Annotated in this window: 13 protein-coding genes; 7 read left to right on the forward strand and 6 right to left on the reverse strand. The window is 68.1% G+C overall.

Annotation, left to right across the window (positions count from 1 at the left end):
* Positions 1-25: 25 nt before the first annotated feature.
* On the reverse strand, positions 26-2,215 hold the full coding sequence (gene tkt / locus ABD134_RS04220; RefSeq protein WP_378108359.1) for a transketolase: 2,190 nt from the start codon (positions 2,213-2,215) through the stop codon (positions 26-28).
* Between the two features lie 198 nt (positions 2,216-2,413).
* Between tkt and ABD134_RS04225 the strand changes: the two genes are divergently transcribed.
* A complete protein-coding gene (locus tag ABD134_RS04225; RefSeq protein WP_344226983.1) occupies positions 2,414-3,403 on the forward strand; it encodes a heme o synthase in 990 nt (329 codons plus the stop codon).
* 856 nt (positions 3,404-4,259) lie between these two features.
* On the opposite strand, the gene ABD134_RS04230 is transcribed toward ABD134_RS04225, so the two are convergent.
* The 3 genes from ABD134_RS04230 to ABD134_RS04240 are packed head-to-tail and all read right to left on the reverse strand — an operon-like array spanning position 4,260 to position 7,097.
* On the reverse strand, positions 4,260-5,294 hold the full coding sequence (locus ABD134_RS04230; RefSeq protein ID WP_344226985.1) for a COX15/CtaA family protein: 1,035 nt from the start codon (positions 5,292-5,294) through the stop codon (positions 4,260-4,262).
* Positions 5,295-5,340: 46 nt separating this feature from the next.
* Positions 5,341-6,159, reverse strand: coding sequence for an ABC transporter permease (locus ABD134_RS04235; RefSeq protein ID WP_378108358.1), 819 nt, complete (start codon positions 6,157-6,159; stop codon positions 5,341-5,343).
* Positions 6,156-7,097, reverse strand: a complete 942-nt coding sequence (locus ABD134_RS04240; protein WP_344226987.1) for an ABC transporter ATP-binding protein — start codon at positions 7,095-7,097, stop codon at positions 6,156-6,158. Before ABD134_RS04240 ends, ABD134_RS04235 begins: the two co-directional genes overlap by 4 nt.
* 122 nt (positions 7,098-7,219) lie before the next feature.
* On the opposite strand from ABD134_RS04240, the gene ABD134_RS04245 reads away from it, so the two are divergent.
* The 6 genes from ABD134_RS04245 (at position 7,220) to ABD134_RS04270 (ending at position 12,357) form a co-directional block, all read left to right on the forward strand.
* On the forward strand, positions 7,220-7,960 hold the full coding sequence (locus ABD134_RS04245) for a helix-turn-helix transcriptional regulator (RefSeq protein ID WP_344226989.1): 741 nt from the start codon (positions 7,220-7,222) through the stop codon (positions 7,958-7,960).
* A 117-nt stretch (positions 7,961-8,077) separates the two neighbouring features.
* Positions 8,078-9,538: a Fe-S cluster assembly protein SufB gene (gene sufB, locus ABD134_RS04250; RefSeq protein WP_229672671.1), complete on the forward strand. Its 1,461-nt coding sequence runs from the start codon at positions 8,078-8,080 to the stop codon at positions 9,536-9,538.
* A gap of 86 nt (positions 9,539-9,624) precedes the next feature.
* Positions 9,625-10,857 (forward strand): Fe-S cluster assembly protein SufD, encoded by a 1,233-nt coding sequence (gene sufD, locus ABD134_RS04255; protein ID WP_378108464.1) that lies wholly within the window; start codon positions 9,625-9,627, stop codon positions 10,855-10,857.
* Positions 10,857-11,201 (forward strand): non-heme iron oxygenase ferredoxin subunit, encoded by a 345-nt coding sequence (locus ABD134_RS04260; protein WP_115931248.1) that lies wholly within the window; start codon positions 10,857-10,859, stop codon positions 11,199-11,201. The genes sufD and ABD134_RS04260 overlap by 1 nt, the downstream gene beginning before the upstream one ends.
* 54 nt (positions 11,202-11,255) lie before the next feature.
* The gene (gene sufC, locus ABD134_RS04265) at positions 11,256-12,020 is read left to right on the forward strand and encodes a Fe-S cluster assembly ATPase SufC (protein ID WP_344226995.1); all 765 of its coding nucleotides are present in this window, start codon (positions 11,256-11,258) and stop codon (positions 12,018-12,020) included.
* A gap of 10 nt (positions 12,021-12,030) precedes the next feature.
* On the forward strand, positions 12,031-12,357 hold the full coding sequence (locus tag ABD134_RS04270; protein WP_115931250.1) for a metal-sulfur cluster assembly factor: 327 nt from the start codon (positions 12,031-12,033) through the stop codon (positions 12,355-12,357).
* A gap of 73 nt (positions 12,358-12,430) precedes the next feature.
* Here the strand turns inward: ABD134_RS04270 and ABD134_RS04275 are convergent, their stop codons facing one another.
* On the reverse strand, positions 12,431-13,096 hold the full coding sequence (locus ABD134_RS04275; RefSeq protein ID WP_344226997.1) for a CbiQ family ECF transporter T component: 666 nt from the start codon (positions 13,094-13,096) through the stop codon (positions 12,431-12,433).
* Entirely contained in the window at positions 13,093-13,947 is an 855-nt protein-coding gene (locus ABD134_RS04280; protein WP_344226999.1) for an energy-coupling factor ABC transporter ATP-binding protein, read from the reverse strand. The genes ABD134_RS04275 and ABD134_RS04280 overlap by 4 nt, the downstream gene beginning before the upstream one ends.
* Between the last annotated feature and the right edge of the window lie 3 nt (positions 13,948-13,950).

Raw genomic sequence — 13,950 nt, forward strand, 5'->3', positions numbered from 1 at the left:
GCGGTGGTGACCGGCCGGTGCCGGGTCAGCGGCCGAGCAGGTCTCGAGCGGCGGCGGCCACGGCCTCGGCCGTGATGCCGTACTCGCGGAACAGCGTCTGGAAGTCCGCCGAGGCACCGTAGTGCTCCAGCGAGACCTGGGCACCGCGGACTCCGGTGTACTTGGCCCAGCCCTGCGCGATCCCGGCTTCCACGGAGACCCGGACGGCACCGTTGTCCGGCAGCACCGAGGCTTGGTAGGACTCGTCCTGGGCGTCGAACCACTCGAGGCTGGGGGCGGACACCACCCGGGTCGGCACGCCTTCGGACTGCAGCTCGTGCCGTGCGGCAACCGCGAGCTGAACCTCGGAACCGGTCCCGATCAGGATCGCCTGGGGCTCGACGGCCGTGCCCGAGTCATCGGTGGCGTCCAGCAGCACATAGGCGCCCCGTGCCGTGCCCTCCGCGCCGGCGAAGCCCTGTTCGTTCCGCGGGAAGACCGGCAGGTTCTGGCGGGAGAGCACGAGGCCCGCGGGGCCATCGGTCTTCTCCAGGATGGTCTTCCAGGCCCAGGACACCTCATTGGCGTCGGCGGGGCGGACGACGGCCAACCCCGGGATGGCACGCAGCGAGGCAAGTTGCTCCACCGGCTGATGGGTGGGGCCGTCCTCGCCGAGCCCGATCGAGTCGTGGGTCCAGACGTAGATGGCCGGGGTGCCCATCAGTGCACCGATGCGGATCGCGGGGCGCTGGTAGTCGGAGAAGATCAGGAAGGTTCCCATGTAGGCCCGCAGCAGCGAGCCGAGTGAGATGCCGTTCACGATCGAGCCGGCGGCGTGCTCGCGGATGCCGAAGTGCAGAGTCCGGCCGTACGGACCGCCCTTCCAGGTCGAGGTCTGCCGGCTGGCGGGGATGAACGAGGGCTCGCCGTCCATGGTGGTGTTGTTGGAGCCGGCCAGGTCGGCGGACCCGCCCCACAGCTCCGGCATGACCGGGGCCAGGGCAGACAGGACCTTGCCGGAGGCGGCGCGGGTGGCCATCCCCTTGGCTCCGCCTGAGAAGCTGGCATCGAAATCCACCTCGAATGCGGGGAACGCCTCGGCGAAGTCCTCGGGTAGGTCACCCGCCGTGAGGCGGTCGAACAGCCGGGCACGCTCCACGTTGGCGCCACGCCACGCGGAGTAGGACTCCTCCCAGGTGGCGCGGTAGGCCGCCGAGCGGTCGCCGACGCTGCGAGCGTGGGCCAGCACGCCGTCATCGACGGCGAAGTGCTGCTCCGGGTCGAAGCCCAGAACCGTCTTCAGGCCGGCCAGCTCCTCGCCGCCGAGTTTGGATCCGTGGATGGCACCCGTGTCCTGTTTGCCGGGCGAGGGCCAACCGATCACGGTGCGGAGCTTGATGAGGGAGGGCTTGGAGGGCTGTGCCTTGGCTTCGGCCAGAGCCGTGTACAGCTGTTCCGTGTCTTCGACGTAGTCCCCGGTGGTGAGCCAGTCGACGGTCTGGACATGCCAGCCGTAGGCCTCATACCGGGCGGCCACGTCCTCGCTGAACGCCACGTCCGTGTCGTCCTCGATGGAGATCTCGTTGTCGTCGTAGATCACCACGAGGTTGCCGAGCTCCTGGTGACCCGCCAGTGAGGAGGCCTCGGAGGTGACGCCCTCCTGGAGGTCGCCGTCGGAGGCGATGACGAAGATGTGGTGGTCGAAGGGGCTCGTCCCGAGCGCGGCGTCCGGGTCCAACAGGCCGCGCAGACGGCGCTGGGCGAAGGCGAAGCCGACCGCGGAGGCCAGGCCCTGGCCCAGGGGACCGGTGGTGATCTCCACGCCGTCCGTGTGCCCGTACTCGGGGTGGCCCGGGGTCTTGGACCCCCAGGTGCGCAGGGCCTGGAGGTCTTCGAGTTCCAGCCCCGCGCCTGCGGCGAACAGCTGCAGGTACAAGGTCAGGGAGGAGTGGCCGGCCGAGAGGATGAATCGGTCGCGACCGGCCCACCTGGCGTCCGCGGGGTCATGATGCATGACGTTCTGGAACAGCTGCCAGGCGACCGGGGCGAGGGAGATGGCTGTGCCCGGATGGCCGTGACCGGCCTTCTCCACGGCGTCAGCGGCCAGCACTCGCAGGGTGTCCACGGCTTTCCGGTCGGTGGCCGAATACGTGTACTCGCGGGCGGGCTGAAGACGCTGCAGGGAGGAAGTCCCCCCGGTGGCGGATCCGGTGGATGTTGCCGGGGCTGAAGTCACGAAAGCTGCTCCTGACGCAATGAAACTGGGGGCCGGTGCCGACCTGACGCCAGCTTATCCCGAATGGGGCCACGTCCTGCAGGGGGTGAACCGCCAGTGACCTGTCATGACCCGACATTCCGTGCGGGGAACGGTACACTGGAGGGGGTGTTCCAGCACCGTTGACCTCATCCCGCCCGCCTGCACCGTGAGAAGTAGATGCCCAGCACCCTTGATGCCCAGTCCGCCGCGAGCTCGGCGCCCTCCAGCGCCCGTCCGGTCCACCGGAAGATCGGGTTCAAGCGGAAGGCCGCAGCCTACGTCTCGCTGACGAAGCCGCGGGTGATGGAACTGCTCCTGGTCACCACGTTGCCGACGATGATCTTCGCGCAGCGGGGCTTCCCGGACGTGGTCACCATGATCGCCACCATGGTGGGTGGCGCGCTGGCCGCCGGGTCCTCCGCGGCGTTCAATTGCTACATCGACCGGGACATCGACAAGCTGATGAACCGGACGAAGAAGCGCCCCCTGGTCACCGGCGAGGTCACTCCCCGCGAGGCCCTCATCTTCGCCTGGGCCATCGGCGTGGTGTCCATCGCCATCCTGCTCTGGGGCACCAACCTGCTGGCCGCCGGCCTCGGCGTCCTGGCCATCTTCTTCTACGTGGTCATCTACAGCCTGATCCTGAAGCGCCGCACCGAGCAGAACATCGTGTGGGGCGGGATCGCCGGCTGCTTCCCGGTCCTCATCGCCTGGGCCGCGGTCCGCGAGACCGTGGAATGGCCGGCCATCGTCCTGTTCCTCATCATCTTCCTGTGGACCCCGCCGCACTATTGGCCACTGTCCCTGAAGTACAAGCGCGACTACCAGGCCGCGGAGGTGCCGATGCTCGGGGCCGTGGCCTCGGCACGCGTGGTCTCCAGCCAGGTCGTGCTCTACGCCTGGGCCACCGTTGCCTGCTCATTGCTGCTGGTGCCGCTGGGGTGGGCCGGCATCGTCTACACGGCGGTCGCCCTCGTGGCCGGTGGCTGGTTCGTCTACGAGTCCCACGTGCTCTACGGAGAGTCACAGAAGCCGGAGTACAACGACAAGAAGGCGATGAAGGTCTTCCACCTCTCCATCACCTATCTGACCCTCGTCTTCGTCGCATTGGCCGTGGACCCCTTCGTGGGCAGCCCGCTCATGCCGGTCCCGGGCATCCCGTCCTGACTTCTCTCACCTGAGGGCGAGGACTGGACGGAGCACGTCAGGGACTCGAGGTGAGCGCGACCTGGCGGTTGTGGTGACTGTCGAGGATCGCGGTGGGATGATGGCCACCGAGAGAATTAGGACAATCCACGTGCCGATGGCCTCCATCCAGACCCTGACGGAGAGCAGGAGCAACACCGCGGCGACGAGGCGGTATGCGTAGACCCTGCGGGAACCGTTCCGGGCGACCGACAAGCCACGGGATTCGACGACCACGGGTGGCCCGGCTCGCCATCCAGAATGAGGCGAAGAATACCGCCGTGCCTGCCAGCCCTGCCAGAGTTCCCCCGAGTAGCCCCCTGCGCCCTACTGGACCCCGCCACGGACGTGCTGATCACGGCAGGGGTTTGTGAAGGGTGCCGTCATCGTGTCGGACACGTTGCCCAGCCACGCTCTTGGTCGCCGCGTAGAAGACCCCATCACCAGCACCAGCAGGGGCACGAGCATGAAGCCGCCAAAGATCAGCGCTGGGGCTATCCGTGCATGCGGGTCTGGACAGGGAAACGCAAGCGCACAGACGAGCGGGAATTGCTGTGACCTCCAGAAGACCAACCAGGCGACGGACACCATGGCGACGGCCGGTGGCCACAGCCTGAAGTGATGTACACGTGCACCAGCGCCGGTCATGCAACCCAGTGTGGCATGGGCGCGCCAGTAGGGTGGGAGCCCCTGACGGCGAGCAGCGGGGTTCCGAGCGTGCGGAAATCCACGAACTTCTCCGGGCCCATCTCAGCCGTCCCCTCATTCAGATGCGTCCGCGGAGCCTCCCTCCGGAACCCAGCCAGGCAACAGGTCACTCTGGACGCCTCACGCCTGGTCAGGAACGGACTGCGGCCGGCCGGGTGTGGTAGGTGGAGACCTGCCGGTCCCAGACGGTGGTGACGGCCCAGACGACGAGGCCGGTGCCCAGCATGTGCAGCAGGACCACGCCGATCGGCAGTCCGGTGAAGTGCTGGATGTAGCCGACGGCCCCCTGGAAGGCAATCACCGCGATGAGGACCCATGCCGAGACCCGCTGCCGCCGCGAGGACTGCTGGCGCAGGACCGCCACGAGCAGCACGAGCGCCGCGGCGGTCATCAGGTAGACGGGGAAGGCGTGCAATCGGGTGACCACCAGCGGGTCAAAGTCATGGCGGGGCGCGTTGGCGTCCCCTCCGTGCGGACCGGTCCCGGTGACGATCGTCCCGAGGTACAGGACGACCCAGCCGATCACGAAGATGCCTCGAGCAAGATTTCGGGAGAGAGCGGACGTCTGGCCGTCGACCACGGTGGCCGGGGCGGCCGGGTGGCCCCCGTGTGCCTGACGGTGACGCCATTCCGCGCCCACCCGGTTCACCAGCAGGGTCGCGAAGCAGACCATCACCGAGGAGACGAGGAAGTGGAACGCGACCACCCAGGGATTCAGGTCGGTCCACACGGTGATGCCGCCCACGACGGCCTGCGCCGGAATGCAGGCCAGCATCCCCACCGAGATCCAGAAGAGGCTCGGGTGGGACTTCCGAAGGTTCCAGACCCACAGCAGCACCGCCAGGGCCGCCAGTCCCACCACGAAGGTCAGCAGTCGGTTGCCGAACTCGATGACGCCGTTGATCCCCATCTCCGGGGTGTTGGTCCAGGAGTCGTCAGTACAGGTGGGCCAGGTCGGGCAACCGAGGCCGGAGGCGGTCAGACGTACGGCGCCACCGGTGACGATGATGCCGATCTCGGTTACGAGCGAGATAACCGCGAGCACGAGGGTGACCCGGGTGATGTCCCGCGGCGTGTATCGGCCGATGCCCGCATCGATGCGGCGCCACAGTCCGGGGTGGGTGGCGGCGCCGTTCTGGGTGGTGGACTGGGTGGGGATACTCACAACAGGCTCCTTTGAAGGAGACGGACAGGGATGGACAGCGAAACACTCAGCGCCATCTGAACCACTTCAACGCGCACACCGTGGCCAGGAGGCCCCAGCCCGCCAGGACGAGCAGGGCGCCGACGTCGGGCGTTCCGGTGCCGAAGGCGAACCGGAGCCCGTCGCCCAGCGCGGCCGAGGGCAGGAAGGAGGCGATGCCGGAGAACCAGCTGATGGCGGGGACAGGGAAGACGGCCCCGCCCACGGCGCCCAGCAGCACCCACAACAGGTTGGTGAGGGCCAGGGTGGCCTCCGGCCGGGCGGTGCCCGCGATGAGCAGACCGAGGGCGGTGAAGGAGGCCGCCCCAAGGATGAGGAAGAGGACGGCCCACGGCACCCCGGCCCAGACGGGCTGCCAGCCCAGCACGAGACCGATCCCGCCGATCACCACGACCTGGAGCAACAAGACAGCTAGGACGGCGCAGGCCTTGCCGAGGATGAGCCCGGCCGGCCCGAGGGGAGTCGTGGACAGGTAGGCCAACACGCCGTAGCGGCGGTCGAACCCGGTGGCGATGCCCTGGCCGGTGAAGGCCGAGCTGAGCACGGCGAGGGCGAGGACGCCCGGCACGGCCACGTCCACCCCGCGGACCCCCGCGCTGTCCATCAGTCCGGACCAGACGACGGCGAACAGGGCCATGAGGGGTAGGACGAGAGAGATCAGCAGCTGCTCGCCGTTGCGGATCGCGGTGACGGATTCATAGCGTCCCTGCGCCATCACCCGGCGGGTCAGGGAGCTGGCGTTGCCGTGCCGCGAGGGGCTGCCCAGCGGGGATACGGCCGCGGCGGTGCTGGCGGTGCTGTGAGGGGTGTTCACGGAACTGCTCACGGGGCGACCTCCAGGAAGACGTCTTCAAGGGAACGGTGCAGCAGACGCACGTCCGTCGGCATGATGCGGTGATCGCGCCACCAGACGGCCAGGTCCGCCCAGGCGTCGGGAGTGGTCAGTCCCTCGACGCGGAACGTGCAGTCGGCCGGCGCGCTGGGGCCCTCCGGCACCAGGTGGAGTCCGGACGGGAAAGCGGCCAGCGCGTCGGAGCCCAGTGGCTGGGGGACGGAGAAGTGAATCGGGGTCGGGCCAGCGCGGTCGGTGAGCTCGGCAACCGACCCGGACCGTTCCACGGCACCCTCCCGCAGAAGCACCACGTGATCGGCCAGCCGTTCGGCGTCGTCGAGCAGATGGGTGGTGAGCACCACGGCCAGTCCGGCCTGCTTCAGCTCGAGGATCAGGTCGAACACCAGTTGGCGGGAGACGGGGTCCAGTCCGGCACTGGGTTCGTCCAGGAACACGACGCGCGGGCGGCCCGCGAGGGCGGCGGCCAGCGCCACACGCTGCTTCTGGCCACCGGACAGGCGGCGGATGTCCCGGCCGGAGAACTCGTCGATGCCCAGGCGGTCGGTCAGGGCGGCCATGTCGGCCGGCTCCCGATAGAGCGAGCAGATATGGCGCAGCAACCGTGCCGGGGTGGCGGACGGGGGCAGTCCGCCGTCCTGGAGCATGACGCCGACCTGGCTGCGCAGAGCAGACCCCGCATGCCAGGGGTCCTCGCCGAGCAGGCGAACGGTGCCGGAGTCAGGGCGGTCGAGCCCCTGTGCGATGGTCAGGGTGGTGGTCTTGCCGGCGCCGTTGGGGCCGAGCAGAGCGGTCACCTCTCCACTGCGGGCTCGGAAGTCAACGCCCTTGAGGATATGGAGATCTCCCCGACGGCTGCGGATGGTCTTCTGCAGTCCCTCAAGGGACACCAGGACGGAGGGTGAGGATGGCACCTATCCATGATACCCGCGTGGACCGGCAGTTCTACGGCCCGTAGAACTTCCGTGGTCAACACCACCCTCGGGAAAGGCACGCCTTACTTTCGTGGTGAGGTTAATTAGGTAAACTAAGGGTTGTGTATTCCACCAGCCAGCTAGACGTGCCCGCCGCGGGCCCGGTCGACGGACAGCGCGAGAGCACCCGGGACCGGGTGTTGCAGGTCGTCCTGACCCAGGGCCCGGTCAGCGCCGCCCGCGTGGGCGAGTTGCTGGGCCTGACCGCGGCCGCCGTCCGTCGCCATCTGGACGTGCTGTCCGAGGAAGGCGCCGTCGAGGTCAAGCTGGTCTCCGGCAATCGCGGCGCTGGCCGCCCCTCACGGCGCTATGTGGTCAGCCGTGCCGGTCAGTCCCGCCTGGGCAACGACTACCTCGAGGTCGCCGCACAGGCTCTCCATCGGCTGAACCAGGTCGGAGGGGCGGACGCCGTCCGCTCCGTGGCCCGGGATCGCTTCGCCGCCGTCGAGGACCGCTACCGGGAGGCCATCGGCACCGCCTCGAACCTCAAGGACCGGACCGCCGCCCTGGCCCGGGTCCTGGATGAGGAGGGCTTCGCCGCCAGTGTCCGCACCGTGGGCCTGGCCGCCAACGCCGGAGGCCGGACCACCTTGAAGGCCGCGCAAATCTGCCAGGGCCATTGCCCACTCCAGGACCTGGCCGCGGATTTCCCACAGTTCTGCGAGGAGGAGACGGAGCTCTTCGCCCGCCTGCTCGGCGTGGACGTGCGCCGACTGTCCACCCTGCCCACCGGGGGTCACGTCTGCACCACCCACGTGCCGTTGGGTCGGGATGCGGACCAGACAGACCCGACGGTGCCGTGATTCGTCCCTGAACGGGCTCTGAAGCGGCACCGCACCATTCGCCGGCCCCGCCGGACGGCTTCACACAGATTTACACAGATCCAACAGACCATCAGCTCGATCACCAGAGAGGCAGCGATGACCGATCAGATCATCAAGGAGAACGCCGACCCGGGCGTGATCTCCGAGGTACTGGAGAAGAACCCCGAACTCAATGCCATTGGCGCCTACCAGTTCGGCTGGTCGGACCAGAACGACGCGGGCGCCAACGCCCGCCGCGGCATCAACGAGGACGTCGTCCGGGATATCTCGGCGAAGAAGAACGAGCCCGAGTGGATGCTCAACCTGCGTCTGAAGGGCCTGAAGTACTTCGACCGCAAGCCCATGCCGACCTGGGGCGCCGACCTCTCCGGCATCGACTTCGACAACATCAAGTACTTCGTCCGTTCCACGGAGGGCCAGGCGAAGTCCTGGGAGGACCTGCCGGAGGACATCCGCAACACCTACGAGCGCCTCGGCATCCCCGAGGCCGAGCGTGAGCGCCTCGTCTCGGGCGTGGCCGCGCAGTACGAGTCCGAGGTCGTCTACCACCAGATCCGCGAGGACCTGGAGGAGCAGGGTGTCATCTTCCTGGACACGGACACGGGCCTGAAGGAGTACCCGGAGATCTTCAAGGAGTACTTCGGCTCCATCATCCCGGTGGGGGACAACAAGTTCGCGGCGCTGAACACCGCGACCTGGTCCGGCGGCTCCTTCGTCTACGTCCCCAAGGGCGTCCACGTGGAGATCCCGCTCCAGGCTTACTTCCGCATCAACACCGAGAACATGGGCCAGTTCGAGCGGACCCTGATCATCGCGGACGAGGACTCCTACGTCCACTACATCGAGGGCTGCACCGCCCCGATCTACAACTCGGACTCCCTGCACTCGGCCGTCGTCGAGATCGTGGTGAAGAAGAACGCCCGCGTTCGCTACACCACCATCCAGAACTGGTCCACCAACGTCTACAACCTGGTGACCAAGCGCGCGGTGGCCGAAGAGGGCGCCACGATGGAGTGGATCGACGGCAACATCGGATCCAAGGTCACCCAGAAGTACCCGGCCGTGTACCTCACCGGTGAGCACGCCAAGGGCGAAACCTTGTCCATCGCCTTCGCCGGCGCGGACCAGCACCAGGACACCGGCTCCAAGATGGTGCACCTGGCCCCGAACACCTCCAGCTCGATCGTCTCCAAGTCCGTGGCCCGCTCCGGCGGCCGCGCCGCCTACCGCGGACTCGTCCAGGTGATGGAGGGTGCCAAGAACGCGGCGAACTCCGTGGTCTGTGACGCCCTGCTGGTGGACACGATCTCCCGCTCGGACACGTATCCGTACATCGACATCCGCGAGGATGACGCCACCCTCGGCCACGAGGCCACGGTCTCGCGCGTCTCCGAGGAGCAGCTCTTCTACCTGATGAGCCGCGGCATGTCCGAGACCGAGGCCATGGCCATGATCGTGCGCGGGTTCATCGAGCCCATCGCTCGTGAGCTGCCCATGGAGTACGCCCTGGAACTGAACAAGCTGATTGAATTGCAGATGGAAGGATCGGTAGGCTGAGCGTGTCACAGACCGTCAACACCACTGACAACGCCTCCCCGGAGGAAATCGACGCCGACGGCGCCGGTGTGCCCGTCATTCCCGGCATGGGTGAGGAGGGCGAGAAGCTCTCCACCACCGTGGCTGCCGCGTCCGACGCCGGCCACGCCACGCACAGTGTGCCGTCCCGTTCGGACAAGCGCCCGGTGAAGCCCGGGTCCTCCCGTGCCGACCGCCTCTCCAGCTTCGAGCTGGCGGACTTCCCGGCCCTGACGGGCCGCGAGGAGGACTGGCGCTTCACGCCCCTGAACCGGCTGGCCGGCCTGCACCTGCCCGACGGCGACGACGCCCGCCTGACCGGTGCGGCACCTGCCGTCTCGGTCACCGAGTTGGATGGCGTCACCGTGGAGACCGTCGGCCGGGACGATGCCCGACTGGGCACCGTCCTCACGCCGGACGACCGTGTCTCGGCTGCGGCCTGGGCCTCGTTCGAGCAGGCCACCGTCGTGACCATCGGCGCTGATGTCGAGGCCACCGCCCCGGTGCGCATCGACATCACCGGGACTGGCACGGCCCCGGCCGCCCAGCACCTGCTGGTGGTCGCCGCGCCCAACTCGCGCGCCGACGTCGTGCTTCAGCACCGCGGTTCCGCCGTGGTCTCGCAGAATGTCGAGTTCGACGTTCAGGAGGGGGCCGGCCTGAACGTCACCTCCCTGCAGTCCTGGGATGACGGTGCGGTGCATGTCTCCGCCCAGCAGGCCAGGATCGGCAAGGACGCCTCGTTCAAGCACGTGGCCGTCTCCTACGGCGGTTCCCTGGTGCGCCTGACGCCGACCTCGCGGTTGGCCGGTCAGGGCGGCGAGACCGAGATGTTCGGCCTCTACTTCGCAGACGCCGGCCAGCACCTGGAGCAGCGTCTGTTCGTGGACCACGCCGTGGCGAACTGCAAGTCCAACGTCCTGTACAAGGGCGCCCTGCAGGGTCAGGACGCGCACACCGTCTGGGTGGGCGACGTCCTGATCCGCAAGGAGGCCGAGGGCACCGACAGCTACGAGAAGAACCAGAACCTGGTCCTCTCGGAGGGTACCCGCGTGGACTCTGTCCCGAACCTGGAGATCGAGACGGGCCTCATCGACGGAGCCGGCCACGCTTCCTCCACGGCTCAGTTCGACGACGAGCAGCTGTTCTACCTGATGGCCCGTGGCATCGAGGAGCAGGACGCCCGGGAACTCATCGTCCGCGGCTTCCTCCACGAGATCATCCAGAAGATCGGGATCGCCGACGTCGAGGAGTCCCTCATCGACCAGATGGACTCCGAACTGCAGGTGGCCAGCTTCTGATGGCCGCCGGTCAGCGCGTGTGCGCCGTCGCGGAGATCGGCGCCGAGGAGGCCAAGCGGTTCACGGTCGACGGCATCGACGTCGCCGTGGTCCGGGCCTCCGACGGCTCGCTCCACGCGGTCAACGACATCTGCTCGCACGAGGAGGTGTCCCTCTCCGATGGCTTCGTCGAGGGGTGCGCCTTGGAGTGCATCGGCCACGGCTCCGCCTTCGACCTGGTCACCGGCGAGCCGAACGTGTTGCCCGCCACCGCTCCGGTCGCCGTCTACGCGCTGTCCGTGGAGGACGACTCCGTGTGGGTCGACACCGCCACCGTGCTGAACAGCGCCTCCCTGAACTCGTAACCCGTCCCACCAGAATTTCCCGCCTCGCCGGCGGAACCCGCAAGGAGAACACGAATGTCAACCCTGGAAATCAAGGACCTGCACGTCTCCATCGAGACCGAGAACGGTCCCAAGGAGATCCTCAAGGGCGTCAGCCTGACCATCAACACCGGTGAGACCCACGCCATCATGGGCCCCAACGGCTCCGGCAAGTCCACCCTCGCCTCGACCATCGCCGGCCACCCCCGCTACGAGGTCACCTCCGGCACCATCACCCTGGATGGGGAGGACGTGCTGGAGATGTCCGTGGACGAGCGGGCCCGTGCCGGCCTGTTCCTGGCCATGCAGTACCCGGTCGAGATCCCGGGTGTCACCATGACCAACTTCCTGCGCACCGCCAAGACCGCCATCGACGGCGAGGCACCCTCCCTGCGTCACTGGACCAAGGACGTCAAGGCCGCCATGGAGAACCTGAAGATCGACCCGACCTTCGCGGCCCGTAACGTCAACGAGGGCTTCTCGGGTGGCGAGAAGAAGCGCGTGGAGATCCTTCAGCTCGAACTCTTCAAGCCCAAGTTCGCCGTGCTGGACGAGACCGACTCCGGCCTCGACGTCGACGCCCTGCGCGTGGTCTCCGAGGGCGTCAACCGGTCCCAGGACTCGGGCACCATGGGCACCCTGCTGATCACCCACTACACCCGGATTCTGCAGTACATCAAGCCGCAGTTCGTGCACGTCTTCGTGGACGGCAAGGTCGCCGAGTCCGGGGGCGCCGAGCTGGCCGACCGCCTCGAGGCCGAAGGCTACGAGCGCTTCGAGACCGCGGCAACCGGAGCCTGAGGAGTATCCCATGACCACTGAAGCACCCCAGACCGAACTGGATGACATCAGGGAGGCCCTGCACGAGGTCATGGACCCCGAGCTGGGCGTGAACATCGTGGACCTGGGCCTGCTCTACGGCATGCACTACGCCGAGGACGGCGCACTGATCCTTGACATGACCCTGACCACCGCCGCCTGCCCCTTGACGGACATGATCGAGGAACAGATCGGCAACGAGATCGGCACCATGGTGGACGAGTGGCGCCTGAACTGGGTCTGGATGCCACCGTGGGGCCCCGAGAAGATCACGGATGACGGCCGTGAGCAGATGCGGGCCCTCGGCTTCAACATCTGATCCAGCATCTGACCCGATGCGCCGGAAAATCCCGGTCATCCTGACCTTTCCCGAGAATCATCACCGGGAAAGGTCAGGATGACCGGGATTCTGCTGTCTCAACGTGATGATCCCCAGGCAGCCCGCGGGCGGCCAGGGCCTCACCTGTGGCGTGGGCGTGCCCCACGGTCGCCACCAGCACAGGGCCCATGAGCCGCACCGGTCCACGCCGCAGCCCGCGTGAGGCCAGGGCGTCGGCGTTGCGACGAACCGCACCACCGACCCAGGGGATGGACCGGATCATCACGTTGACCGCCAGGGCCGCCGCCTCGGGGTTGACGCCGACCGGGCGCAGGACGCCGAAGAACCGCTCCAGGCCGTCCAGCAGTTCCGTGCCCGGGGTGGTGATCACCAGCAACCGCGCCGCGGCCAGGGCACCGAACACCGCGGCTACCACCACGAGGGCCGGACCCAGCGCCTCGAGGGGCGGGGACGACGTCGGTCCCCAGATCCCGGAGACGAAGCGGGCGATTCCCGCGAACAGCAGCAGGGGCCAGCCGCGGCGCCACGGCGCGAGGAACTCGCGCGGGAGTGCGGCCGTCAGGTAGAGGGCGAAGACCACCGCCACGGCCACGCCGACCACCAGCGGCTGACGCCAGAAGACGAGGACGGCAGAGAGGGCCAGCAGCACGGTGTACTTGGCCCACAGGGGGCAGCGGTGCACCGCGCTGGTACCGGGCCGGTAGTCCAGCAGGTTCACAGCCGTCCCGTTCCCGCATCCGGGCCGTCCCTGCGGGCGCGCCGGGCCAGAACGTCCGTGCGATACCACTGAACGGCGGCCGGGCCGGTGGCGTCGTGGACGATCTGGCCGTCGGCGATCACCAGACACCGGTCCGCCTGGGCGGCGAAGTCGAGGTCATGGGTGGTGTAGACAATCTGCTCACATCGGCCGGATCCCGGCAAGGACAGCAAGAGCTCCTGGACCTCGAGTGTCCAGTCCAGGTCCAGCAGGGTGGTGGGTTCGTCGGCCACGAGCAGCACAGGGTCCGTGGCCAACACGGAGGCCAGGGCCAGTCGCTGGCGCTGCCCACCGGAGAGGTCGTAGATGCTGCGGTGTCCCAGGCCTCCGAGGCCGTGCTCTTGCAACAGACGCTCGGCAGCCATCCTTCGTTCCGGGCGCCGCCGGTGCGTGCGCCGCAGTGAAAGCTCGACGTCCTCGCCGGCGGTAGGCATCACCAGCTGGACGAGGGGGTCGGTGAAGACGAAGCCCGTCCGTGCGCGGACGGCCGTGGTCTCCGTGACCGCGTCCAGACCGTGCACGCGCACGCTTCCCACAGCGGGCGGTACCAGGCCGTTGAGGAGGCGGATGAGCGTCGACTTACCTGAGCCGTTGGCCCCGATCACCGCGACCGTGGGTTCGGACGCCATCAGGTCCACCGGGCCCAGGACGCGGACGGTGCCGGCTTCTGAACCGGTCGACTGGCCAGGTCCCGGCGCGGCCCCGGGGACATCCACCACGACGTCCCGCAGCTCCAGGCCGGAGGCTGCTCCTCCGTTGCCGGGCTGGCCCTGGGTGACGTTCTCGCGGTGCCGTGTGATGGAGGGCTCCACTCC

Source organism: Citricoccus alkalitolerans, assembly GCF_039528175.1.
Lineage (GTDB): Bacteria > Actinomycetota > Actinomycetes > Actinomycetales > Micrococcaceae > Citricoccus > Citricoccus alkalitolerans.